At 68.7% G+C, this 23,355-nt stretch carries 24 protein-coding genes and 1 tRNA gene; 12 read left to right on the forward strand and 13 right to left on the reverse strand.

What is annotated here, in order from left to right:
• The first annotated feature begins 35 nt into the window (after window positions 1-35).
• Genes SBI67_RS20750 through SBI67_RS20760 form a run of 3 tightly spaced genes read left to right on the forward strand, consistent with a single transcriptional unit; the run spans window position 36 to window position 2,437 of the window.
• Window positions 36-491, forward strand: a complete 456-nt coding sequence (locus tag SBI67_RS20750; protein ID WP_318982367.1) for a PTS sugar transporter subunit IIA — start codon at window positions 36-38, stop codon at window positions 489-491.
• The gene (nagB, locus tag SBI67_RS20755) at window positions 491-1,276 is read left to right on the forward strand and encodes a glucosamine-6-phosphate deaminase (protein ID WP_318982368.1); all 786 of its coding nucleotides are present in this window, start codon (window positions 491-493) and stop codon (window positions 1,274-1,276) included. Before SBI67_RS20750 ends, nagB begins: the two co-directional genes overlap by 1 nt.
• A complete protein-coding gene (locus SBI67_RS20760) occupies window positions 1,277-2,437 on the forward strand; it encodes an N-acetylglucosamine-6-phosphate deacetylase (RefSeq protein ID WP_318982369.1) in 1,161 nt (386 codons plus the stop codon).
• On the opposite strand, the gene SBI67_RS20765 is transcribed toward SBI67_RS20760, so the two are convergent.
• Complete coding sequence (locus SBI67_RS20765) at window positions 2,394-2,612, reverse strand: hypothetical protein (RefSeq protein ID WP_318982370.1); 219 nt, start codon at window positions 2,610-2,612, stop codon at window positions 2,394-2,396. The two genes, SBI67_RS20760 and SBI67_RS20765, sit on opposite strands and share 44 nt — an antisense overlap.
• A 145-nt stretch (window positions 2,613-2,757) precedes the next feature.
• On the opposite strand from SBI67_RS20765, the gene SBI67_RS20770 reads away from it, so the two are divergent.
• A complete protein-coding gene (locus tag SBI67_RS20770) occupies window positions 2,758-3,144 on the forward strand; it encodes a DUF2237 family protein (protein WP_318982371.1) in 387 nt (128 codons plus the stop codon).
• Window positions 3,145-3,156: 12 nt separating this feature from the next.
• Here SBI67_RS20770 and ptsP read toward each other — a convergent pair whose 3' ends face one another.
• The 4 genes from ptsP to SBI67_RS20790 are packed head-to-tail and all read right to left on the reverse strand — an operon-like array spanning window position 3,157 to window position 7,937.
• Entirely contained in the window at window positions 3,157-5,583 is a 2,427-nt protein-coding gene (ptsP, locus tag SBI67_RS20775; protein ID WP_318982372.1) for a phosphoenolpyruvate--protein phosphotransferase, read from the reverse strand.
• Window positions 5,580-6,161, reverse strand: a complete 582-nt coding sequence (dhaL, locus tag SBI67_RS20780; RefSeq protein WP_318982373.1) for a dihydroxyacetone kinase subunit DhaL — start codon at window positions 6,159-6,161, stop codon at window positions 5,580-5,582. The genes ptsP and dhaL overlap by 4 nt, the downstream gene beginning before the upstream one ends.
• Window positions 6,162-6,163: 2 nt before the next feature.
• Window positions 6,164-7,162, reverse strand: coding sequence for a dihydroxyacetone kinase subunit DhaK (dhaK, locus tag SBI67_RS20785; RefSeq protein WP_318982374.1), 999 nt, complete (start codon window positions 7,160-7,162; stop codon window positions 6,164-6,166).
• 10 nt (window positions 7,163-7,172) lie between these two features.
• Window positions 7,173-7,937: an MIP/aquaporin family protein gene (locus SBI67_RS20790; protein ID WP_318982375.1), complete on the reverse strand. Its 765-nt coding sequence runs from the start codon at window positions 7,935-7,937 to the stop codon at window positions 7,173-7,175.
• A 139-nt stretch (window positions 7,938-8,076) separates the two neighbouring features.
• On the opposite strand from SBI67_RS20790, the gene SBI67_RS20795 reads away from it, so the two are divergent.
• Together SBI67_RS20795 and SBI67_RS20800 are read left to right on the forward strand one after the other, a co-directional pair.
• On the forward strand, window positions 8,077-8,817 hold the full coding sequence (locus tag SBI67_RS20795) for an IclR family transcriptional regulator (RefSeq protein ID WP_318982376.1): 741 nt from the start codon (window positions 8,077-8,079) through the stop codon (window positions 8,815-8,817).
• A 128-nt stretch (window positions 8,818-8,945) separates the two neighbouring features.
• Window positions 8,946-9,575 (forward strand): GNAT family N-acetyltransferase, encoded by a 630-nt coding sequence (locus tag SBI67_RS20800; RefSeq protein WP_318982377.1) that lies wholly within the window; start codon window positions 8,946-8,948, stop codon window positions 9,573-9,575.
• 33 nt (window positions 9,576-9,608) lie between these two features.
• On the opposite strand, the gene SBI67_RS20805 is transcribed toward SBI67_RS20800, so the two are convergent.
• The 3 genes from SBI67_RS20805 to crcB (SBI67_RS20815) are packed head-to-tail and all read right to left on the reverse strand — an operon-like array spanning window position 9,609 to window position 11,406.
• A complete protein-coding gene (locus tag SBI67_RS20805; RefSeq protein ID WP_318982378.1) occupies window positions 9,609-10,649 on the reverse strand; it encodes a DUF190 domain-containing protein in 1,041 nt (346 codons plus the stop codon).
• The gene (crcB, locus tag SBI67_RS20810; protein ID WP_318982379.1) at window positions 10,646-11,014 is read right to left on the reverse strand and encodes a fluoride efflux transporter CrcB; all 369 of its coding nucleotides are present in this window, start codon (window positions 11,012-11,014) and stop codon (window positions 10,646-10,648) included. The genes SBI67_RS20805 and crcB (SBI67_RS20810) overlap by 4 nt, the downstream gene beginning before the upstream one ends.
• Window positions 11,011-11,406, reverse strand: coding sequence for a fluoride efflux transporter CrcB (crcB, locus tag SBI67_RS20815; RefSeq protein WP_318982380.1), 396 nt, complete (start codon window positions 11,404-11,406; stop codon window positions 11,011-11,013). The genes crcB (SBI67_RS20810) and crcB (SBI67_RS20815) overlap by 4 nt, the downstream gene beginning before the upstream one ends.
• Window positions 11,407-11,454: 48 nt before the next feature.
• On the opposite strand from crcB (SBI67_RS20815), the gene SBI67_RS20820 reads away from it, so the two are divergent.
• The gene (locus SBI67_RS20820) at window positions 11,455-14,736 is read left to right on the forward strand and encodes an ATP-binding protein (RefSeq protein ID WP_318982381.1); all 3,282 of its coding nucleotides are present in this window, start codon (window positions 11,455-11,457) and stop codon (window positions 14,734-14,736) included.
• On the opposite strand, the gene SBI67_RS20825 is transcribed toward SBI67_RS20820, so the two are convergent.
• Window positions 14,733-15,395, reverse strand: coding sequence for a hemerythrin domain-containing protein (locus SBI67_RS20825; RefSeq protein WP_318982382.1), 663 nt, complete (start codon window positions 15,393-15,395; stop codon window positions 14,733-14,735). The two genes, SBI67_RS20820 and SBI67_RS20825, sit on opposite strands and share 4 nt — an antisense overlap.
• Window positions 15,396-15,469: 74 nt before the next feature.
• On the opposite strand from SBI67_RS20825, the gene pgm reads away from it, so the two are divergent.
• From pgm to SBI67_RS20840, 3 genes are all read left to right on the forward strand, one after another.
• Window positions 15,470-17,104, forward strand: a complete 1,635-nt coding sequence (pgm, locus tag SBI67_RS20830) for a phosphoglucomutase (alpha-D-glucose-1,6-bisphosphate-dependent) (RefSeq protein WP_318982383.1) — start codon at window positions 15,470-15,472, stop codon at window positions 17,102-17,104.
• Window positions 17,101-18,390 (forward strand): MFS transporter, encoded by a 1,290-nt coding sequence (locus tag SBI67_RS20835; protein ID WP_318982384.1) that lies wholly within the window; start codon window positions 17,101-17,103, stop codon window positions 18,388-18,390. The genes pgm and SBI67_RS20835 overlap by 4 nt, the downstream gene beginning before the upstream one ends.
• Window positions 18,391-18,445: 55 nt before the next feature.
• A tRNA-Ala gene (locus tag SBI67_RS20840) sits at window positions 18,446-18,518 on the forward strand.
• A 199-nt stretch (window positions 18,519-18,717) separates the two neighbouring features.
• Here SBI67_RS20840 and SBI67_RS20845 read toward each other — a convergent pair.
• A complete protein-coding gene (locus SBI67_RS20845; protein WP_318982385.1) occupies window positions 18,718-20,361 on the reverse strand; it encodes a C39 family peptidase in 1,644 nt (547 codons plus the stop codon).
• Window positions 20,362-20,467: 106 nt separating this feature from the next.
• Here SBI67_RS20845 and SBI67_RS20850 point away from each other — a divergent pair, with 106 nt between their 5' ends.
• Window positions 20,468-20,863, forward strand: coding sequence for a hypothetical protein (locus SBI67_RS20850; protein WP_318982386.1), 396 nt, complete (start codon window positions 20,468-20,470; stop codon window positions 20,861-20,863).
• A gap of 15 nt (window positions 20,864-20,878) precedes the next feature.
• The gene (locus SBI67_RS20855) at window positions 20,879-21,370 is read left to right on the forward strand and encodes a hypothetical protein (protein WP_318982387.1); all 492 of its coding nucleotides are present in this window, start codon (window positions 20,879-20,881) and stop codon (window positions 21,368-21,370) included.
• Window positions 21,371-21,565: 195 nt separating this feature from the next.
• Here the strand turns inward: SBI67_RS20855 and SBI67_RS20860 are convergent, their stop codons facing one another.
• From SBI67_RS20860 to SBI67_RS20865, 3 genes are all read right to left on the reverse strand, one after another.
• Complete coding sequence (locus tag SBI67_RS20860) at window positions 21,566-21,985, reverse strand: hypothetical protein (protein ID WP_266046925.1); 420 nt, start codon at window positions 21,983-21,985, stop codon at window positions 21,566-21,568.
• Window positions 21,986-22,064: 79 nt separating this feature from the next.
• Window positions 22,065-22,520 (reverse strand): DUF5994 family protein, encoded by a 456-nt coding sequence (locus SBI67_RS29155; protein WP_413232538.1) that lies wholly within the window; start codon window positions 22,518-22,520, stop codon window positions 22,065-22,067.
• Window positions 22,521-22,650: 130 nt separating this feature from the next.
• Entirely contained in the window at window positions 22,651-23,274 is a 624-nt protein-coding gene (locus tag SBI67_RS20865) for a DUF5994 family protein (protein ID WP_266046926.1), read from the reverse strand.
• Window positions 23,275-23,355 lie beyond the last annotated feature (81 nt).

Below are 23,355 nucleotides of genomic sequence, written 5' to 3' on the forward strand. Positions count from 1 at the left end.
GCCCCGGTTGGGCCATCCTCGTAGGGTTGGTAACCATGACGACACATGTGCACGCCCCGGTCGCCGGCCGGGTGGTCGCCCTCGACCAGGTTCCGGACCCGGTGTTCGCCCAGGGGATGGTGGGCCACGGCGCCGCGATCGACCCGCCCCACACCGTCATCGAGGCGCTGGCCCCGGTCACCGGCACGCTGATCAAGCTCATGCCGCACGCCTACATCATCATGACCGACGACAACGTCGGCGTTCTGGTGCATCTCGGCCTGGACACCGTCGCGCTGGGCGGGGAAGGCTTCACCACCCACGCCACCCAGGGCGACGCCGTCACCGCGGGCCAGCTCATCGTCACCTACGACGTGCCCGCCGTCGTCGCCAAGGGGCTCAACCCGATCGTGCCGGTGGTGGTCATGGACGAACGTGAGCCAGGGCGTATCACCCAGCGCACCGACGGCGAAATAGCCAGCGGCGCAGTGCTCTTCGCGGCGGCCAAGTAATGGAAGTCGTCATCGAGGCGGACCCGGCCACACTCGGGACACTGGCCGCCGACGCCATCGGCGCACTGCTCACCGGCAAACCCGATGCGGTGCTCGGCCTGGCCACCGGATCGTCGCCGCTGGTCATCTACGACGAACTGGTCGCGCGCTGCGACGCCGGACAACTCAGCTTTGCCCGGGCCCGCGGATTCACCCTCGACGAGTACGTCGGGCTACCCGCCGAGCATCCGGAGCGGTACCGCAACGTCATCGACACGGTGTTCGTCTCCCGCGTCGACTTCGCCCCCGGCGCGGTCGCCGGACCCGACGGGCTGGCCGGCGATATCCCGGCCGCGTGCGCGGCCTACGAGGCCGCGATCACCGCCGCCGGCGGCGTGGACCTGCAGATCCTCGGCATCGGCACCGACGGTCACATCGGTTTCAACGAGCCGGGCTCATCGTTGGCGTCGCGTACCCGGATCAAGACGCTGACCAGGCAAACCCGTGTCGACAACGCCCGCTTCTTCGACGGCGATGTCGATGCCGTGCCCACTCATTGCCTCACCCAGGGGTTGGCCACCATCATGGCCGCCCGGCACGTCATCCTGATCGCCCGTGGTGCGGCCAAGGCCGAGGCGGTGCATCACCTGGTCGAGGGGTCGGTGTCGGCGATGTGGCCGGCCACCGTCCTGCAGCACCACCCCCATGTGACCGTGCTACTCGACGATGCCGCGGCCCGGCGCCTGCAGCTGTCGGATTACTACCGCGAGGCCTACCGGTCCAAGCCGGCCTGGCAAGGTATCTGAGTGCTGATCGCCGCCGACACCCTGCTCACCGGTACCGATCTGCTGCGGCCGGGCTGGATCGAGACCACCGGCGACACCGTGCGGGCCGTCGGCGCCGGAGCGCCTCCGGCACCGGCCGACCACAGCGCCGCCGTGGTGGTGCCCGGGTTCGTCGACACCCACGTGCACGGCGGCGCCGGCGCCGACTTCTCGGCGGGCACCCTGGCTGCCACCACCGCCGCCGTTGCGCTGCACCGCAGGCACGGCACCACCACGCTGATCGCCTCCCTGGTCACCGCCGCGCCCGAGGACCTGCTGCGTCAGGTCACAGCACTGGCCGACCACACCCACGCCGGACTGATCGACGGGATCCACCTGGAAGGGCCGTGGCTGTCGGTCCAACGCTGCGGAGCCCACGATGCCTCGCTGATGAGGGACCCGGATCCGGTTGAGCTGCAACGCATCCTGGATGCCGGCGCCGGGGCGGTCAGGATGGTGACGCTGGCCCCGGAGCGGGGCGGGGCGCTCGACGCCATCGGCCGGCTGACCGATGCCGGTGTGGTGGCGGCCGTCGGGCACACCGAGGCCGGCTACCGGCAGACCCTGGCCGCGATCGAGGCCGGCGCAATGGTGGGCACCCACCTGTTCAACGCGATGCGCCCGATCGGCCATCGAGCGCCCGGCCCGATCATCGCGCTGCTGGAGGACCCGCGGGTGACCGTCGAACTGATCACCGACGGGGTGCACCTCGACGCGGCGATCTACCGGCACGTCTGCCGGACCACGAACCGCGTCAGCCTGATCACCGATGCGATGGCCGCCGCCGGCAACGCCGACGGCCACTACCGGCTGGGCACGATGTCCGTCGAGGTGGTCGATGGGGTGGCGCGGGTGGCCGGCACCGACACCATCGCGGGCAGCACCGCCACCATGGATGCGGTATTCCGGTTCGCCGTCACGCACAGCGGTCTGGACCGGGACGCCGCGCTGCTCCAGGCGGTTCGCCAGGCGACTATCAACCCGGCACGCGCACTCGGGTTGGCCCGTCCCGGTCTGGTGAAGGGCGCACCCGCGGATGTGGTGATGCTGGATGCCGGCCTCGTGGTGACCGGGACGCTGTACCGGGGTGAGTGGGTGCTCAGCCCTGACGACGGCGCCGCCGCCGATAGCGCCACACCTTGACCGCGAGGTAGACACCGGTGCCGATCAGCACCATGGTGGGACCACCGGGGGTGGTGGCGCCGTCCTCGGAACTCGGGATATGCCGGGGAGTCGGTGGCTGGGGATCGTCGGGTTCGGTCAGCGTCAGCTCCTCGATTGCCGTCGCGGCATCGCTTGCCGAACCGTTCATGCTCATTGCGCCGATCATCCTCATGCCAGTGCCGCCACGCTGGCAACGGCTACGACTGTACAGAGTCTCGGTTACCGGCGCGTAGCGGTGACGCCGCGACAGGCCCGGCGGGCACCGCTCACCACCGCATCCGGCAGGGCATGATGAGACGATGCCCGAACGCAATGTGCTCGGCGGCCCGCTGGAACCCTGTGGTACCGAGCCACTCACCGGCTTCTACCGGGACGGCTGCTGCTCGACCGGTCCCGAGGATCCCGGCCTGCACTCGATCTGCACGGTGGTGACGCGCGAGTTCCTGGAACACCAGCGTTCGATCGGCAACGATCTGTCCACTCCGATGCCCGAATACCGCTTCGCCGGACTGGTGCCCGGTGACCGCTGGTGCGTCACCGCCCGCAATTGGCTACGCGCCTACGAGGACGGGTACGCCGCACCGGTGGTGATGGCCTGCACCCACGAACGCACCCTGGACGTGGTGCCGCTGGAGGCGCTCGCCGAGCACGCCGTCGACGTGCCCGACGACGCCAGCGACCTGTAACCGGCCGCCGACTCAGAGGCGTTCGCGCACCGCCGCCGCCGACTCGGCCGACAACACCCGGGCGGCCAGCGCGCCCGCGTGCGCGGCGTCGACGGCGCGCACCGCCTCCTTGGTCGCCGGAATGGCCGGGGGAGTGACGCTCAGAGCCTCCACCCCGAGCCCCACGAGCAACCCCGCTGCCCGTTCGTCGGCGGCGAATTCGCCGCACACCGAGACGGCGGCCTGCCCGGCGGCACCCCGGCAGGTGGCCGCGATCAACTGCAGCACCCCCGGATCGAAGGTGTCACCGAGCGCGGCCACCGCGTCGTTGTTGCGGTCGGCGGCCATCGTGTACTGGGTCAGATCGTTGGTGCCGATGGAGAAGAAGTCGACGTGCGGCGCGAAGGCGGCGGCCTTCAGCGCGGCGGTGGGTACTTCGACCATCATCCCGACTTTCAGGTCGGCCGGTGGTCGTGGACCCGTGCGGCCCAGGGCATCGTCGAGCAACCGGCGCGCCGCGAACAGTTCGTCGAGGGTGGCGACCATCGGGAACATCACGCTGACCGGGGTGTGCCGGGCCAGCGTGGCGATGGCCAGCAGCTGCTCGGTGAACAGGTCCGGATGTGCCAGCGACATCCGCACGCCCCGCACACCCAGATACGGGTTGCCCTCCGCAGGCAGCGGCAGAAAGTCCAGCGGCTTGTCCCCGCCGACGTCCAGCGTGCGCAGCGTGATCCGGCGCCCCTCAAGGGATTCCGCGATCTTGCGGTAGACCGCGAGTTGCTCTTCGGTGTCGGGGGCCTGCCTGCGACCCAGGAACAGGAACTCGGTGCGGATCAGGCCGGCGAAATCGGCGCCGTGGGCGGCGGCCGCTCTGGCATCGTCCACCGAGCCGAGGTTGGCGCCGACGCCGATGCGCACCCCGTCGCGGGTGACGGCGGGCTCGGCCGACCGGGCGCGGGCCGCTTGCCGGCGTGCGGTGAGTGCGGCGACCTTGGCCTCGAACCCGGCGCGGACCGCGGCGTCGGGGGCGACGATGTACTCACCGCGGTTGCCGTCGACAGCGACCGTGGTGCCCTCGGCGATGTCGAGCACCGGGGGGCCGGCCCCGACGACCACCGGGATACCCTTGGCGCGCAACAGGATCACGTTATGTGCCTGCGGGCTGCCGAAGGCCAGCAGCACCGCCGCCACCCGGGCCGGATCGAGTTCGGCGGCTTCGGCGGGGCTCAGATCGGCGGCCACCAGCACCCCGCTGACCTGTTGCGCGGTGGCGGCACTGCCCAGCAGTACCCGCAACACCTGATCGCCGACGGCCTGCACGTCGGCGGCGCGGGCCTGCAGGTACGGGTCGGCCAGCGCGCTGAACTCGGCCGCCAGCTCGGTGACCGCCGCCGACCACGCGGCGGCGGCGTTGTGGCCCTGATCGATGCGCTGCTGGGTGGCGCCGAGTAGGGCGTCGTCGTCGAGCAGCAACAGGTGGGCATCGAAGATGCCGGCTTCGGTCTCACCGACATCGCGCGCGGTCCTGGCCCGCACCGTCGTGACGACCCGGCGTACCTCGGCGATGGCAGCGTGCAGCCGCCGCCGCTCCGCCGCCGGGCTCTCGCCGGGGCCGTCCGGCACCACGATATCGCCGGTCCTGGCCGAGCGGGCCGGTCCGATGCCGAGTCCTGGGCCCGCGCCGATCGGCCGGTTGCGAACCGGCTCCGAGGTTACTTCGCTTGGCGCGCCAACGGTTTCGTCGAAATCACGGGCGGCCAGCGCAAGGATGTGTTCCAACGTCTCGGCGGCCTGGCTGCCCGATACCCGCACCTGCACCTGGTCACCACTGCGCACCCCCAGCGTGGCGATCTTGGACAGGCTGGCGGCATCCACCCATGCCGAGTCGGTGCGCGGATTGCGGATACGCGCCCGCGCATCGCGACGGCGCACCTCCTGGGCCAGCCGGGCGGCCGGGCGGGCGTGCAAGCCGTGCGGGTTGGCGACCACGAAGCTGCCCGACAGCTCGTCGGCGGTGTCGGCGCCGGCGGCCTCCGGCGCGGGGGTGGCGGGGCCGAGGTGGGCGATCTTGGCGGTCAGCGCGCCGGACGCTTCGGCGGCGATCTCGGCGGCCGACGCATCACCGGCGGCCGCGACGGCGGCTACCACCAGTCCTTCGACGAGCGGGGCGGGGCACAACACCACCCGCTCGCGCACCTCGTCGTCGAGCAGTTCCAGGGCGAGTTCGGCGGACAGCACCGCGCTGCCCAGGTCCATCAACACCACGGTGCCGTCCCCGGTGTCGGCGTCGGTGACGGCGTCGACGATGTCGGCGGCGTCGGTGCCGAAGGTGGTGTCGTCCAGACCCGCCGCGACGGCGATCCGGATCTCCTTGCCGTGCACCATCTCCTGGGCCAGGGCAACGGCGGCGCGGGCCAGTGGGCGGCTGTGCGAGACGACGACGAGCCCGACCGTCATGTGCCCACCACCGTCGCCGCCGCGGCCATCAACAGCGCCGCGGACGCCGCGCCGGGATCGATATGCCCGACGCTACGCTGCCCGAGGTAGCTGGCCCGGCCCTTGCGGGCCACCATGGATTCGGTCCCGTCTCGGCCCTTTTCGGCCGCGGCGGCCGCGGCGGCCAGATCACCACCGGATTCCAGCGCCTCCAGCGCCGGCGCCAACGCGTCGAACATCGTCTTGTCCCCGAGTTCGGCGCGACCGCGCTGCACGACACCCTCCACGCCGGCGCGCAATGCGGCGGCGAATCCCTGGTCCCAGGCCGGGCCCATCCGCAAGAAGAAGGTGCCATACAGCGGCCCGCTGGCCCCGCCGACCGATTTCACCAGGGTCATGCCGACCTGCTTGCACGCCGCCGGCGCATCGGCCGGCGGTGCCTCGTCGAGGGCGGCGACCACCGCGGTCATGCCGCGGTCCATGTTGATGCCGTGGTCGGCGTCCCCGATCGCGGCATCGAGATCGCTGAGGTGCTGCGCGTTCTCGGCGATCAGTCGCGCGAATTCGCGCACCCAGGATTGGAATTGGGCCAGATCCATGCTCAGCATCCTCTCCGCAGCGCCGGGGTGTTGACGGGGTGATCCCACAGGCGCAGCAGTTCGTCGTCGGCCCGCAGCAAGGTCACCGAGCAGCCGGCCATGTCCAGGCTGGTGATGTAGGGCCCCACCAGCGACCGGGCGATCCGCACACCCGCCTTGTCCAGAATGGCCGCGAACTCCGCGTACATGACGTACAACTCGATCAGCGGGGTGGCGCCCATACTGTTGACGAACAGGATGACACCGTCCTCGGAGGCGAAGTCGAGGTCGGCCAGGACGGGCTCGGCCATCTGCTCGGCGATGGCGCGGGCGGGCTGCATCGGGATGCGCTGCCTACCCGGTTCGCCGTGGATGCCGATGCCGATCTCGATGTCGGTGTCGGGCAGGTCGAAGGTCGGATGCCCGACGGCGGGCACGGTGCACGATGTCAGCGCCACACCCATGCTGCGGGATGCCGCGTTCACCCGGCGGGCCACCTCGGCGACCTCGGCCAGCGGTCGGCCCAGGTCCGCTGCGGCCCCGGCGATCTTCTCCACCAAGACGGTGGCCCCGACCCCGCGCCGGCCTGCGGTGTAGGTGCTGTCCTGCACCGCGACGTCATCGTCGACGATCACCGACTCGACGGTGACACCTTCGGCGGCGGCGAGTTCGGCAGCCATCTCGAAGTTCATCACGTCGCCGGTGTAGTTCTTCACGATGTGCAGCACACCGGCACCGCCATCGACGGTCTTGGTGGCCTCCAGCATCTGATCGGGCACCGGGGAGGTGAAAACCTCACCGGCGCAGGCTGCGTCGAGCATGCCCCGGCCGACGAAGCCGCCGTGCAGCGGCTCGTGCCCCGAACCGCCGCCGGAGAGCAGGCCGACCTTGCCGGCCACCGGGGCATCGGCGCGGTAGATGATCCGGTTGGCGTGATCGACGCGCAGCTCCGGATGGGCGAGGGCGATGCCGCGCAGGGCTTCGGCGATGACATCGGCGGGATCGTTGATGAGTTTCTTCATGCTGGGGTCCTCAGGCGGCTGCGTTGGTAGGGGTGGACGGGCTGGCCACCGGCGCTGGGATGGCGTCGGCGCGGGTACGCGAGATGGCGACGTAACCGAGCGCGGCGAGTGCACCGGCGAGCAGTTCGGCGGCGACATAGACCGGCAGCTGGTGCCAGGCGACCGAGCCGCCGGCCAGCTGCTGGACGAGCATCGGGCCGAAGGTGCGGGCGGGGTTGATCGAGGCGCCGGTGGTCGGGGCGACCGGAATGATCGCCGCGAACACCACCAAACCGATGGCGACACCGGCGAAACCGGCCGGGGCCTTGCGGTGTATCACGCCGAAGACGGTGAACACGAGAATGAACGTACCCACGAACTCGGCGAAAAACGCCTGTACCGCACTTGTCTGCGCGGAATAGGTGGCGATGCCCAGCCCGGCGTCGCGGGCGGAGGTGCCCAGCACCCCGAGGATCGCGGCGGCACCGGCGGTGGCGCCCACCACCTGGGCCGCGATGTAGGCGGGTACTCGCGACCACGGGAACTGGCCGGTCACCGCCAGTCCGATCGTCACGGCGGGGTTGATGTGGTTGCCGGAGATGTGACCGAGGGCGTAGACGGTGGCGACCACGACGGTGCCGAAGGCCAGCGAAATCATGCCGAGATCGGCCATGGTGAACGGTGCGTCCCCGTTCACGATGATGGTGGCCGGGACCGCGCCGACACCGATGAAGACCAGGAAGGCCGTGCCGAGCGTTTCGGCCGCCAGTTTCTGCCAGAGCGAGGGCTCGTCCATATCGCGTTCTCCCTTGAACGATGGCAGCTGATCGCTGCGACTATCTCGGACGTCATTCGATAATGTCGAATGTGATGTGGACCATACGCTTATGCTTCGTGGTGCACAAGAGGTCTGACCACGGACGAGAGGGGCCGCGATGATCCAGGCGGTGGATCGAGCGTTGCGCATTCTCACGGTCCTGCAGGGTGGGCGCCGGATGAGCCTGGGAGAGATTGCCACCGCCATCGAACTGGCACCCTCGACGGTGCACGGCCTGGTCCGCACCCTGCTGGCGCACGGCATGGTGCAACAAGAGGTCGACTCGGGCCGCTACCGGCTGGGGCCGGCCACCCTGAAGCTGGGCAACGTGTACCTGGAAAGCCTGGAACTGCGCTCCCGCGTAGCCATCTGGGCCGAAGGGTTGGCCCGGCGCACCGGATGCGCGGTGCGCACCGGCGTGCTGTTGTTCGACGAGGTGGTGGTGGTCGCGCATGAACCGCGACCGGACGGCACCCGGCAGATGCCGGAGGTCGGCATCGTCATCCCCGCCCATGCCAGTGCACTCGGCAAGGGGCTGCTGGCATTCCAAAACGACTACACGCCAAAGAATTTGCGGAGCATGACGGGGGAGACCGTCACCGATGCCGATGTGCTCGCCGACCAGCTTGCGCAGACCCGTCGGACCGGTATCGCGACCGAGGTCGAGGAAGCGGTGCTCGGTGAATGCGTGACTGCCGCCGTGGTTTTCGACTCCTCTGCGGACGCGATCGGGGCGATCGGCCTGGTGGTCCCCACCGGTCGCTGGCCACTGCAACCGGCCGATGTCGACGCGCTGCGCGATACCGCCCGCACGGTCTCGCGTGAACTAGGCGCGCCGGTGTGGCCGCCGCGCGGTTAACCCGAGCGCCCGCCCCGGGACGCCACGAAGCGCAGCAACACCGGGTCGGTGGAGGTGAAGCGGTCTACCTCCTCGCCGCCGGCGTAGCTCACCTGAACAACGCGGGGTTGGGTAGGCTCGGGCCTCAAATGATCGAGACTGACGAGGCGCTGCCCATCCTGCCGCGCGAGTTGACCACGATTACCGACGAGGTCCGCGCCGTCGCTGCCCCGCCGATCCCGCAGATTGCCGAGCCGTACGGGGTCCGGCTGGCCGACCCGGACGCCGACGCCGAGCTGATCTCGCGGTGGATGAATCAGCCGCACCTGGTGCAGGCCTGGGAGTACGACTGGCCGCCGGAACGTTGGCGGCTGTACCTCAAGGCCCAGCTCGCCGGCTCGTTCTCCCGCCCGCTGGTCGCAAGCCGCGATGGCGAGGATGTCGGCTATATCGAAATCTATCGGGCGGCAAAGGATTCCATTGCCACGTGCTATGACGCCGACCCGTACGACCTGGGCCTGCATGCCGCCATCGCCGATATCAACCTGGTGAACCGGGGCATCGCCGCGCTGCTGCTGCCCACGCTGCTGGTCGATCTGTTCGCCGGCGAGCCGCAGTGCCGGCGGGTGATGTTCGACCCGGATCACCGCAACATCGCTGCGCGCCGGCTGGTCGAGTACGGCGGATGCACTTTTCTTGGCGAGCATCAGATGTCGAATCGCCGGATGGCGCTCTACGCGTTCCCTCGCACCCCGGACGATATCCCGTCGCACCGATAGGGTCAGTGAGCCGGCACCGCTGACCGCCTAGCCTCACCCGCCGTGCGCGGCCAAGTCCGTCGCACCGCGCCGGCGGCCACCGTCGATGCTCACCAGGGCCGGAACCAATTCGCTGGTGACCAGCCCGTGCCGGCCGGTCACCTCGTCGACGATCTCGAAGCACGCCGCGATGCGTGCCGGAGTATCCACCACCACCGTGGTCACCGGTACCCGGCGGCTGAGCTGAAACAGCTTGTCGCCGTACGGTTCGTGATCACCGTGGAAACCCCAGACGCCGCGCAGCACGGTGACTCCGCTGACAACCCGGCGGTCTCGAAGTCGGGCCACCAGCGCCCGGTGCACCGGCACCTCGCCGTGCGGTGCCATGGTGTTCTCCGCGGTGTGGATCATCAGCTTCTGGTACAGCGGCCGTCCTGCGGCGTCGGTCGCCGGCAGCGGTTCCGGCGTCGCGAGCAGCCGACCGTCGCGCTTGCACACCTGGGCCCGCTCCACCGTCATGGTCGCGCCGGGCACCAGCCGCTGCAGCTCGGGCGCGGCGGCGGCCACCTGGTCTCCGGTGCCGGGGGCGATGATCATCACCGGCACATCGGTGTTGGTGCTGAAAAAGCGGGCCCGCCTGCGCTGGCCGCCCGCGGTACCGTCCACGCCGAGGAACGCGGCCGCCCCGGCGAAACCGTGCGCGTGCAGGATGTCGCAGACGGCACGATGGGACCCGGTGCGCTTGACGTACACGGTCAGCTTGGCGTGCTCGGGTGGCGGTGCGCCCACCAACTGTGCCCGCTCCAGCGTGACGATGCCCCGGCTGATCATCGACACGGCCTGCTCGGTCAGCCCGGTGATGCGTTCGGCGCGGTCCACGGCAGCCACGGCCACCGGCAGGTCTTCTGACAGCGACAGCGTCAGGTCGCTGCGCAATTCGTGGCGCGGACCGTAACCGGCACTACCGCGCAGCACCACGCTGGTAGCCACCCGGTGCATTCCGAACAGGTCCAGTAGTTCGTCGGCGACGAACCGGCGCCGGCCCCGTAACCGCTCCCCGAAATACGCGGTGAGCTTCAGGTACTCGGTGCTCACAGCGCGGCTCCCATCGTTTGGCCCAGCCACGCCGCCGCCAGCCCGAGTGCCATGCTGATCACGATATTGGTGGCGGCCGGCCACATCTGGCGTTCCTCGGCGAGACGCTGGGTCTCCAACATCCACGTCGAGAACGTGGTGTACGCGCCGACGAACGCGGTGCCCGCCAGCAGGGCGGCGTGCGGGCTGAGGGCGAGCCCGCCGATGAAACCGAGCAGCCAGGCGCCGCTGATGTTGACCACCAGCGTCCCCACCGGAAACGGCCTTGACACCCGTTGCTGCACACGTTTGTCCACCACGAACCGGCAGACCGCGCCGACGCCGCCGATCAACGCGACACCGATCCAGAGTGCGACGACGCTCATCGGACCCGCGCCCGCCGTACCAGCGCGGTGGTCACGTGCATCGCGAGCAGTCCGACCGCGATGCTGGCCACCGTATAGGCGGCGGCCAGCGCGTAGAACCGGTGCTCCAGCATCGCCACCGTTTCCACTTGCATGGTCGAGAACGTGGTGAGGCCACCGCACAACCCGGTGCCCAACAACGGCCGCCGGTAGGCCGATGTCGGCAACCGCTCCAGCAGCCGGGTGGTGAAGAAGGCCAGCAGCACGGTGCCGATGATGTTGACGATGAACGTCGGCCACGGCCAGTGCCCGGGCGGCACCGTCAGTACATGACCAAGCCCCGCCCGGGCCAGCGTGCCCAAGGCGCCACCGGCGAACACGGCCGCCAGTTCGCGTCGGTCGAAGCCAGTCATGCCGCTCAGTATGTCGCCCGCCGCTCGGAACGTTATGTTGGGCACACCATGACTGCTGTGCGGATCTGTGTACTGGGCCCGATCCGTGCCTGGGTTCAGGGTGCGCCGGCGGACAGGAGCGAAGCGACCGGGGAATTCAGGCCGGTCGACCTCGGCGGTCCCAAGCAGCGCGCCGTGCTGGCCCGGCTGGTGCTGGCGCACGGTCAGGTGGTGTCGGTGGACCGACTGATCGAGGACCTCTGGGAAGGCGAACCGCCACCGAAAGCGTTGGCCGCGCTGCAGGCCTACATATCTCATCTGCGCCGGGTGCTCGAACCAGGACGGCAACGCCGCGCCGCGGCGCAGGTGATCGTCAGTGCCGCACCAGGTTACTGCCTGCGGCTACCCGAGGATGCCGTCGACGTTTGGGCGCTGGAAGCCAAAACCGTTGCCGCCGAGTCACGATCGGACCAGTTGCAGGATGCCCTCGCCGGGTGGGTCGGCGACCCGTACGCCGAGGTGGCCGACACCTTCTGGGCGGCGCCTGAGGTCGCCCGGCTGACGGAGCTGCGACTGTCGGCCATGGAGTCCTATGCCGGCGCCCAGGCCGCGCTGGGGCAGCACGCCGTCGTGGTCCGGCTGCTGGAACCGCACGCCCGCGACCACCCGGACCGGGAGACGGCCGCATGTCTGTTGGCCTCCGCGCACTACCGCGCCGGACGACAGGTCGCCGCGCTGGACGTGTTGCGTCGCACTCGCGAATACCTGACCGGTGAACTCGGTCTCGAACCCGGCCGCGCCCTGCGCGACCTGGAGCGTGACATCCTGCGCCAAGCCGATCACCTCGAGCCGATCGCCGTGGCTCCCGTCGTGCTGCCGGCCGCCGCGACGCCGGCGCCGACGATGTCCCGGACCCGTGGGCGCGCAGGCGAACTCGCCGCGATCGCCTCGGCTGCCACGGCGGCCTGCCGGGAGGGACTGAAGGTGGTGTGGATCGGCGGTGAGGCCGGGGCGGGCAAGACCACGTTGGCCGACGCCGCCGCGGCCGCCCTGCACCGGTCAGGGTGGCTGGTGACACTCGGGCGGTGCCCCGAGGTCGACGGTGCGCCGGCGGGCTGGGCCTGGACGGAGGTGCTCGGCACGTTCCGCTCCGGGTTGGACCCCACCGAGGCCGCGGCACTGGCACCGCTGTTGCACGACGCGGCCGCAACAGCGCCGGAAGGTGGGGCCTTCTGGCTGGCGCACACCCTTGCCCGCGTCCTGGGCCGGGCCGCGTCCGGTCAGCCGCTGGTCGTCGTGCTCGACGATCTGCACCGCACCGACGGCCTGACGCTGGAACTGCTGCGCCTGGTGTCCGACCGGCTCGGGGCCCAGCCGGTGCTCGCGGTGGGCACGTACCGCCCGTCGGAATCCGGCGCCGAACTCGAGATGGCGCGCGCGGCACTCGCCAATGTCACGGCAGCGCATCTGCATCTCGCCGGACTCGACGACGCGGCGCTTGTCGAACTCGCCGCCGACTGCGGTCTGCCCGCGATGACGGCCGAAACCCTGAAACTGTTGCGGGACAGGACGGATGGCAATCCGCTGTTCGTGCGGGAGATGGCCCGCCTGATGGCCGCCGAGGGCCCCGCTGCCGCGTACGAAGGTGTCCCGGCCGGCGTACGCGATGTGGTGCGCCGCCGGCTGGCGCGGCTGCCCGGGCAGACCGCCACTGCGCTGCGCCAGGCCGCGGTACTCGGCCGGGAGGTCGAATTGGACCTGCTGGAAGAGCTGGCGCACAGCGGCGACGAACTGCTCGACGCGCTGGAACCCGCGGTGTTGGCCGGCTTGCTCGATGAGCCGGCGCCGGGCCGAATCAGGTTCGCGCACAGTCTGATCCGTGACACCCTCTACGACGACACCTCGTTACTGCGTCGTACCCGACTGCACGCCGCGGCGCTGGACATGCTGCGCGGCCGCGGCGCGGACGCCGCCACGCTGGCCTATCACGCGGTGGCCGCTGCCACCGCCGAAACTGCCGATTCAGCAGCAGTTTTCGCGACCGCCGCCGCTCGTGAGGCCGACGCCATGGGTGCGCCGGGCGAGGCCGCGCGGCAATGGCGGGCCGCGGTACGGATGCTCGAGCTGGCCGACGCGGAACCGGCCCGCGCTGTCCCGGCGCGCTGCGGACTGATCTCTGCCTTGGCACGCGCCGGTGACGCCATCTCGGCGCGCGAGGAGTTGAACCGGACCGTCACCCTTGCCGCCGCCGACGACGCCCTGCTGGTGCAGGCGATGACCGCGCTGGACAGCCCGCTGGTGTGGCGGTTGCGCACCGGTGACCACATCGATCCGGTGATCGTCGATCCGCTGCGTCGGTTGCTGACCCTCGACCATCCGCCGCACCTGCGGGCGCGGCTACTGATCACGTTGTTCAAAGAGGTGGAGGGCGCCGACCACGCGACGGCGATGGCGGCCAGCGCCGAGGCCCTCACCTTGACCCGTGCACTGTACGAGCAGGACCCCGACGCGCACGCCCGGTTGCTGTGCGCCGCCCTGAACGTGCGGGCTTTTGCTTGTCTGGGACCGGATCTGGCCGACGAACGCGACACCGTGTTCGCCGAATTCCTGCGCACCGCACAGGACTGCGGTGCCGTCGACTATCAGGCCGTGGGGCACTGGCTGCTGTTCTTGGCGGCGTCCGGTCGATCCGATCTGGCCACCGCACTGCACCACGTCGACCAGGCGGTGGCCCGGGCGGCCACCGGCCAGCTGGCCTACCTGCTTGGCGTGCTGGACGCCTACTCCGCGCAGCTGACGGTGTTGGCCGGACGTCCGGACGAGGGCGAGGCCCGGTATCTGGCCGCCGGGGCCAAGCTGGCCGAACACGGGGTGGCCAACGGTGTGCTGGTCGGTCTGGTGGGCCGGGTCAGCGCCGCGCTGACCCGGGGCGATCTCGGGCCGATGGCCGACGAACTGTTGGTGCTGCACCGCACGGTGTCCGCGACCATGGCCGAGGGAACGGTGCTGGCCCTGATGGCGGTGGGTCGAACGGCCGAAGCGCAGGAGGTCTGGTCGCAGCGTGTCCCGCTCGAGCGCTCCTATTACTGGGTGGCGATGGCCACCTTGCGGGTGCATGCCGCGGTGCGGATCGGTGACCTGGCGGTGGCTCGCGCGGTGGCCGAGGAGCTCAGGCCCTACAGCGGGCGGATGGCCGGGCTGGACAACGGCACGTTGTTGACCGGTCCGGTCGACGCGGCGCTGGCCGCCCTGGCCGACGCGGATGGCGACGCCGATGCGGCGGCCCGCTATCGGGCCGCCGCGGCGGAGCTGACGCGCCGGCTGGCCGCCGAGGCTGCCGCCCTGCTCTAAGCGAAAACCCGTCGCTCGAAGCGGTTGTGCCGGCGCATCATCAGCTTGATGAAGGCGATCAGCAGCGGGTTGGCCGCGGCCGCGGCCGCCGCAAACTCCTCCGCGGTCGCCACGTTCATGACGCGCGGTCCGTCGAACGACATCTTGCCCGCCCGCTGCGCGGCCTTCTCGACGACCGCCCAGTCGGCCACCGACACGTGGTCGCGGATCACCGCGAACACCGTGCGCTCCTCATCGGCGATGTGCTCACACACCAGCTGGTGCAGGTCGGCCAGGGCGGCCGCCAGCGGCGCCGCCGTGGCCGCCCCTGGCGTCTTCCGGAAGGCGGTCGACAGCGCCCGGATGCGATCGAGCCGGGGGTCCAACGCCGCATGGTCGTCTATCAGCTCGGACAGATCGACGAAGCTGCCCGCCGACGCCGTGACGATCGGCCACAGCACGTCGTCCTCCACGGTGTGGTGATGGTGGATGGAATCGCACAGCAGCCGGATGTAACGGTCGACGTCGTCGGGGTGGGCGCAGGTGTGCCTGCCTTGGGCGACGGCGTCCAGCAGCGCGGCCAACCGCCCGATGTCGGTGCTCATCGCGCGGTGGGCCATCGTGATACCGGACAGATCGGGGACGGCGGTCTGTTGGGCTGATCGTGCGGAACTGTTCATGTCGGATACGTTGTCGCGCCGCACTTGTGACACACTTGCGGCAGGCTTGCGGCAAGTACGCAAGAATCGTGGGCATGGCTGCCAATCCACGTGCCGGTACCCCGGCCGACCCGTCCGACCTGATCGACATCGCACACGTGGTGACGGCGTACTACACCGTCGTGCCCGACCCCGACGATGTCGCCCAGCAGGTGGTGTTCGGGACGTCCGGGCACCGCGGCTCCAGTCTGGACGGGGCGTTCAACGAGGCGCACATCGTGGCCACCACCCAAGCCATCGTGGAATATCGCGCCGCGCAGGGCACCACCGGACCGCTGTTCGTCGGCCGTGACACGCACGCCTTGAGTGAACCGGCGTGGGCGTCGGCGCTGGAGGTACTGGCCGCCAATGACGTGGTCGCGATGATCGACACCGCCGACCGCTACACGCCGACCCCGGCCGTCAGCCACGCCATCCTGACCTTCAACCGCGGGCGGGAGGGCGACCTCGCCGACGGGATCGTCGTCACCCCGTCGCACAACCCGCCCCGCGACGGCGGCTTCAAATACAACCCACCCAACGGCGGACCGGCCGATACCGATGCCACCGGATGGATCGCCAAGCGCGCCAACGAGATCTTGCGCGGCGGCCTCAAGGATGTGAAACGGGTGCCCCTGGCGCGCGCGCTGCACAGCGCGCAGCGACACGACTATCTGAACGCCTATGTCGAGGACCTGCCGAATGTGGTGGATCTGCATGCCATCCGCACGCAGGGTATCCGGATCGGCGCCGATCCGCTGGGCGGGGCGAGTGTGGACTACTGGGGTGCGATCGCCGAGCGGTACCAACTGGATCTGACGGTGGTCAATCCGCTCGTCGACGCCACCTGGCGGTTCATGACGCTGGACACCGACGGCAAGATCCGGATGGACTGCAGCTCGCCCAACGCGATGGCCTCACTGATCGCCAACCGGGACAAGTATCAGATCGCCACCGGCAACGACGCGGACTCCGACCGGCACGGCATCGTCACCCCCGACGGTGGGCTGCTCAACCCGAACCATTTTCTGGCGGTGGCCATCGACTACCTGTACACCCACCGGTCGGGCTGGTCCGCGGACACCGCCGTCGGCAAGACGGCGGTGAGTTCCTCGATCATCGACCGGGTGGTGGCAGGCCTTGGCCGCAAGCTGGTCGAGGTGCCCGTCGGCTTCAAGTGGTTCGTCGACGGATTGATCAGCGGCTCAATCGGATTCGGTGGCGAGGAGAGCGCCGGGGCATCGTTCCTGCGCACCGACGGTGCCACCTGGACGACCGACAAGGACGGCATCATCCTGGCGCTGCTGGCCTCGGAGATCCTGGCGATCACCGGGTCCACCCCGTCGCAGCGGTACACCGAGCTGGCCGACAAGTACGGGGCGCCGACCTACGCGCGCATCGACGCCCCCGCCGACCGGGAGCAGAAGGCGCGGCTGGCCAAGCTGTCGGCCGAACAGGTCACCGCGACCGAGTTGGCCGGTGAGCCGATCACCGCCAAGCTCACTGCCGCACCCGGTAACGGCGCAGCGCTCGGCGGGCTCAAGGTCACCACCGAGAACGCATGGTTCGCCGCGCGGCCGTCGGGTACCGAGGACGTCTACAAGATCTATGCGGAGTCGTTCAAGGGAGCCGAGCATCTTGCCGAGGTGCAGCAAGCGGCCAAGGAGTTGGTGAATACAGTCATCGGGTGAGTTCTTCGGAGGGCGACTGCGGACGCGAGGAGCAAATCGAGCACTGTACGGCGCCCCAGAAGCCAAAGCTGCCCGCTGAGGTCTGGGTACTGATCACCGCCAACGCGGTGATCGCCCTCGGGTACGGCGTGGTCGCGCCGGTGCTGCCGCAGTACGCCCGCGACTTCGGCGTCAGCATCAGTGCCGCGACGTTCGTCATCACCGCTTTCGCGTTGATGAGGCTGTGCGCGGCGCCGGCATCCGGCATCTTCGTGCAGAGGCTGGGGGAGCGGCGGGTCTACCTGACCGGCCTGCTGATCGTTGCGGTGTCCACGGGAGCGTGCGCGTTCGCGCAGACGTATTGGCAACTGCTGGTGTTCCGCTCGCTGGGCGGGTTCGGGTCGGCGATGTTCACGGTGTCCTCGCTCGGGCTGATGATCCGGATTTCCCCGCAGGATGCCCGCGGCCGGGTGGCCGGCATGTTCTCCAGCGCATTCCTGGTCGGTTCGGTCGGCGGCCCGGTGCTGGGTGCGCTGACCGCGGGGCTGGGGTTGTCCGCGCCGTTCGCGATCTACGGGGTGGCGCTGCTGGTGGCCGCCGCGGTGGTCTGGGTCAGCCTGCGGCATTCGCCGCTGGCGGCGCCCGCCGAGCGGGACGGGCCGACGGTGACGGTGCGCATGGTGCTGCGCAATCGGGCCTACCTGGCGGCGATGTTCTCCAACTTCGCCACAGGCTGGTCGGTGTTCGGGTTGCGCGTCGCCTTGGTGCCGCTGTTCGTCACCGAGGTGCTCGACCGGGGGCCGCGGATGGCGGGGCTGGCGCTGGCGGTGTTCGCGGTCGGCAATGTCGCGGCGGTGATCCCCAGCGGGCACCTGTCCGACCGGGTGGGCCGCCGGGTGCCGTTGATCACCGGTCTGGCGGTGTCCGGGGTGGCCACCCTGCTGGTCGGGCTCACGTCGTCGTTGACGTTGTTCATGGCGGCCGCGTTCGTCGCCGGAGCGGCCGCCGGGGTGTTCACCTCACCACAGCAGGCCGCGGTGGCCGATATCGTCGGCAGCAAGGCCCGGGCCGGCACCGCGGTGGCCGTCTACCAGATGATGTCCGACGTCGGCTCGATCATCGGATCCCTGGCCGTCGGGCAGATCGCCCAGTACGTGTCGTTCGGCTCGGCGTTCGTGATCAGCGGTGTCATCCTGCTGGTCGCGGCGCTGGGGTGGGTCTTCGCGCCCGAGACCCGCGGGATGGCCGCCCAGGAGCACACCCCGGCCCGTCCGTTGGGCCCGGAGGCGGGTGGCGAGCTCCCGTGACCAGCGGTTTTGAACCAGGGGTACGAGTGGTGTACTTTCGGTGAGCACAAGTTACGGGGCTATGGCGCAGTTGGTAGCGCACCACACTGGCAGTGTGGGGGTCAGGGGTTCGAATCCCCTTAGCTCCACTCCTGGAAAACCCGCTCCGGCCTCGGCCGGAGCGGGTTTTTTCGTGAGCGTCGTCGCGAATGTCGGCCCCGGAAAGCTCGTGCCGAGCTCGGCGGGATCAGATTCGGCGAGAGGCCTTCGCGTCTGCGATAGAGGGCCTGCCGGGTGCGCACCGCACCGGTGATCGAGATCGATGCGGCTACGCAATGCCTGAAGAGGTTAGGCCGCCGCGGACAGCGCGGCGACGCTCGCCGCTGCGGTGGCGGCCGTCTGCCGTTCGGCGGTGATGAGCGTAAAGGTACTGGCCTGCCAGGCCCGCATGAATGTGTCGAGTGGCACCGCAAGTCCCTGTCCCTCGCGGGGGGCGCTGTCGTTCAAGTACACCGTGTTTCTGTCGAGGTCGACCGCGAGCACGATGACGCTGTGATTGCTTTGCTGGATACCGCTCAACGGAGTCAAGTCATAGCCCAAGTACTTGCGCAGGTATCCGTTGTAGAGCGTGGTGTTGTGGATGGAGACGATTGCGCCCTGGCCGTCGCTGAGCGCCGCTTCGAGATCGTCGAGTGCCAACGCGCCCTGACTCTTCGTGTACTGCGTCATGTCGGCGTTGAGACCGTACATGTTGAGTAGCTTGACCGCGTCGACGTTGTTGGTGCCGTAATGCCCGCCGGTCTTTCCGTCGCCGTCGCCGACGAAGATGGTCTGGTTGGCGTAGGTGTCGCTGGCCGTGGAACGGGCCAGATTCAGGATGGCTTCTTCGGTGGGCATCGAGCCGGTGAGCTGACCGACCACCCCCGCAATGGCCATCAATGAGCAGGAAGCCTTCTGTCCCTGATAGATCCAGTAGGGCAGGTTGGCGGCGTAGTTCCCGAACTGGGTTTCGTTGGGGGCCGGCGGACCGGTGACGGTGTTGGTCAGCGGACCGATCCCCAGGGCACTGGCCAGGTCATTGCCGAAGTCGGTGAGGTTGCCGGCGATTCCTTGGATCTGATGGACCACCAATGCGGTGACATTGACAGCGAAACCGCCGAGCGCACTGCCCAGCTGGTCGAGCCTGGGCAGCGACCACACCAGCCGCGTCGGCGCCGATGGGGGCACCACCACCGGAGTTCTGGGTGTGGCGTTGAGTGCAGCGCTGATCAGCCGATAACTCTTGCTCTGCCAGGCGGATTGGAAGTCATCGAGGCTCATCGTCATGTCCTGCCCGTCGGCGAGCGTCGGGTCGTTGAGCCGCACGGTCCCGTTGGCGGTGTCGACTCCCAACACCACCACCGACTTCCAATACGTACCGCTGAGGCCGGTGGCGGGGCCATTGATGACCGCCATCATGACCTTTCCCGGGTCTTGCAGGTTTTCAGCCAAGTCGTTGAGCGCCTTCGAGAAATCGCCGTTGGGGTAGTACGTGCTGATGACACGGACCCCCTTGTCTTGCAGAAGCTCGAGGCTGTCGTTGAGCCAGACCGTGTTGCCGGGCTCGTACATCTTCTGACCGTTGTTGAACTGGCTGTCAGTGTTCTGCGCCGTGTTGATGAATCCCGCCAGATTGACGACGGTCCCGGTCAATTGCGCGTAGGCCATGGCGATGGTGGCCAGGGCCGCAGTGTTGATATCGCTCGACGTCCAGTACTGCGCGTCAGCGTTGGGTGTGCCATACGAACCGGGCGCGGTGATGACTTGTTCGTGGATGCCGAAGATGCGTGCCAGATCGGCGCTGAGTTGGGCCAGATTTCGTTGTACACCGGCGATCTGATTGACCACGATCTGCGCGATGTTGGCGGCGAAGTTCTGCACCTGGGCGATGACATGTTGCGGCGTCGGCAGCCCCCACGATGGGGTAGCGGAAGCGGAGGGGCTCAGGGTCATCGAGCTGGCAGTGGACAATGCACGCGGCGTGCCTGGCTGCGCTGACGCGCTCGCCGCGGCGGTCGATGGATGAGCCGCGACGGCTGCTTTCGTCACCGGCGGGGCAGTGGACGACGAGGGACTGGACGACGAAGGACTGGACGTCGGCGGATTGGATGTGGAGACGCTCGCCGAGGGTCCGGTAGTCGGGGATCCGCCGGTGGTGCCCGATCCTGAGATCGGTGCCGGTTCCGACGAGGTGGGCGCCGTAGTGTCCGTCGACGTCGGAGCCGCCCCTCCGTCGCTGGTGCTCGGTGATGATGACGACACGGGCGTGGTCACATCCGAGCCACTGGTCGCGCCAGTGGTTGGCGCAGATGTTGCTGCGGACGAATCGGTGTCCGGGTCCGTGGAACTGGCTGAGCCAGGTGCTGAGGACCCGGTGCCGGGTGGATCGGGATTCGACGCCGTTGCAGCAGTGGCGGCGCTCTCACTCTGGTCTTGGCCCGAGGCCGCCTTCTGAGGCGATGACGATGACGTGGGTGCGGAGTCCGTCGACGACGAACTCGCGCCGGTCGAAGCGGTGGTCACCCCGCCGCTGACCTTGGTCGGCGGGGACGTCGAAGAGGCTCCCGCGCCCGCCGCACTGCGGCTGTTGGGGTCCTCAGCTGACGGATGCTTTCTGGTGGGCCGCGCGCCGGCTTTGCTGGCATCGCCGGCGGGCGAGCTACCAGCAGCTGAGCTGCTCGCGGCGGAGGATGAACTGCTCACCGTGCCGTGGGAGCCGCTCGAGGACGTGCTTGACGAGCCTGCCGAAGACGGTTCCGAACCTGTACCACTGTCTGCAGTGGCCAGAGTCGCTGCACCGAGCGCGCCGACGCTCATTCCTAGAGCTATCACGGTTGCGCTCAACCACATCCGCGCAACGTGCCCACGCCGAGGTGCCGCCTCGCAATGGCGATCCGATGTGCCCATGCCTGCCCCCGTCGACGGCTCGCCCGATCTCGTCAGTAGCCGTCGAAGAAATTGACGCCCATGAAAATCGCGCTGAGGCGCAAGCTTAGGTCAGCTCTGCAGATGCCGCTGGCTAATCACTTCACTTGTCCGTGGATGCGCCCGCCATGCAAACCACGTCTTTGTATGGCATGAGCCAGGTGAACCCTTGGTGGCCACCCCCACCGTCGCTGAACGTCCTGTGCTGGGTTGTACTCGATCGAGTCTGATGTCAACGTCGGCTGAAGTTGCAGCGGACCATCATCTCCAGTCCCACTTCGTCCCCACTTGTGTGGTGGTGGATGTAACCGATCTTGGCGACACCGAGCGCCGCTCTGGAGAGCGCGTGGGCTGACAGGTCGTGGAGGGGATCACCGTTCAGCGCGCCTTCGACGATGATCCTGACTCGCACCGAGACAAGGCCGCGGCACAGCGATACGACCAATGGCGCACCGACTTGACGGGAAACCGATATCAGAGAACCGCAGGCGATCGAAACGGCCCGCGCGAGACCGTCGGTGCTCGCGTCCGACAGTCCAGCGGGGCCGCCGAAAGCGCGCACAACTACATCGATCAACGGCAAATTGAGTGTGTGCCCAGCGAAATTGAGTTCGAGTGACTCGGTCCACGGCGGTGCCGGTTTGGTGGTCATCGCCGCCGCAGAGGTGCGGGCATCGATCGATCCTGCTGTGCCACGGTTGCGTTGCCGCCCTCTCTCGTGCAGCGGACTCCTAAGTCTTGCTGTGTATTGGCCAGCGCAAACTTTCCGTGTGCGCCGCTGAGATGACACCGTCGGCCCAACAGGTAGGTGCCGCGGCTGTCGCCGCTCGAGCGCTCCGTGCGAGAACGAGTACTGCTATCTCTTTGGATGTCGTACTGGGGACCACGAGAAGCCTTGCGCTGCAGACCTTTCCCATGAGCGAGATGAGGCGCGGACGGCGAGAACCTGTCACCGGTCCCTCGCCCGTCGCGATGGCGTGGAGTGCAGCGGCGCCTTCGCCCGCTCGCCAGTTGATTGCAATGTCGGCGATGGTGCCGAGCCTGGGCTCCAGTGCAGACACCAACTCGACGAGTTCGCCGGCTACGGCGCTGCCTCGCGGCCACCACGCACCATCGATACCCGACCCGAGGTTCGTGGCGAGTGTGAGCCGCACCGCACGCGGTGTTCGGCGTCCGACCTGTGTCATCGGCCGCCAAACTGTCGTCCGAGCCCTGGTGGGTCTTGCTGGTCGGAGAAGTCGAGCCTGGTCAGGTCAACGCAACCAGTACTGGCCGCTGTGACAACGGTCTGGCAAGGGTGAGAAAAGATCTCTGCGTTCATCGCCTGACTAGCTCCACGTCGCTGACAGTGCTGCCGGCACAAGGGATAAAGCATCGTTTCGCCCGATCTCGGCGGCGGCTGTGGGCAGCGTGAACGAGAGCGTAAACCGCACGGGGTGGGCTGCTGTGTAAGCGAAGCTTTGGTGGCGGTGCGCTCGACTGCACATCGTTATCCGCAGGCGTGAACGAGTCTCCCTCAGCACCGCCATCATGTAGTCCAACCGCGCAGCGCATTGTGGCGAGGGCTTCCGGTGGACCGGTTGTCGGTGGCACCACCAGCAGGATAATGCGAGCACCATGCACACCCTGCACTTCGATGGTGGCGGGTGGCTGGTGCCGATAGCCGTCCAGGCGCACCAAGTCGTCGTGCACATACACCTTACGGGGCTCGACGACCCATTCACCGATCCGGTAGATGACTCGGCTGATCGAACCGAGTCGCGGTGTCAAGGCCTCCAGTAGATGCGGCAGTTCCGTAACGAGGTCATCGCTGGCTGGCCACCAAGCGCCATCGACGAAGCCGGATGTTGGAGACTTGGGCTTGAGCATCAACCGCGAACGCGGCTGCTCGTCAGCGGAATCGGAATGGTTGATATCGAGAAGGACATGTTGCTGCGTCACACGGACGCTCCTGTCTTTGGCTCGGAAGAAGCCACAAAGTTCCAGATCTGCGATGACACGGTGTTCGAAAGCGCCTCGTGT

Origin of the sequence: Mycolicibacterium chengduense (assembly GCF_033741155.1) — a bacterium.
Classification (GTDB): domain Bacteria; phylum Actinomycetota; class Actinomycetes; order Mycobacteriales; family Mycobacteriaceae; genus Mycobacterium.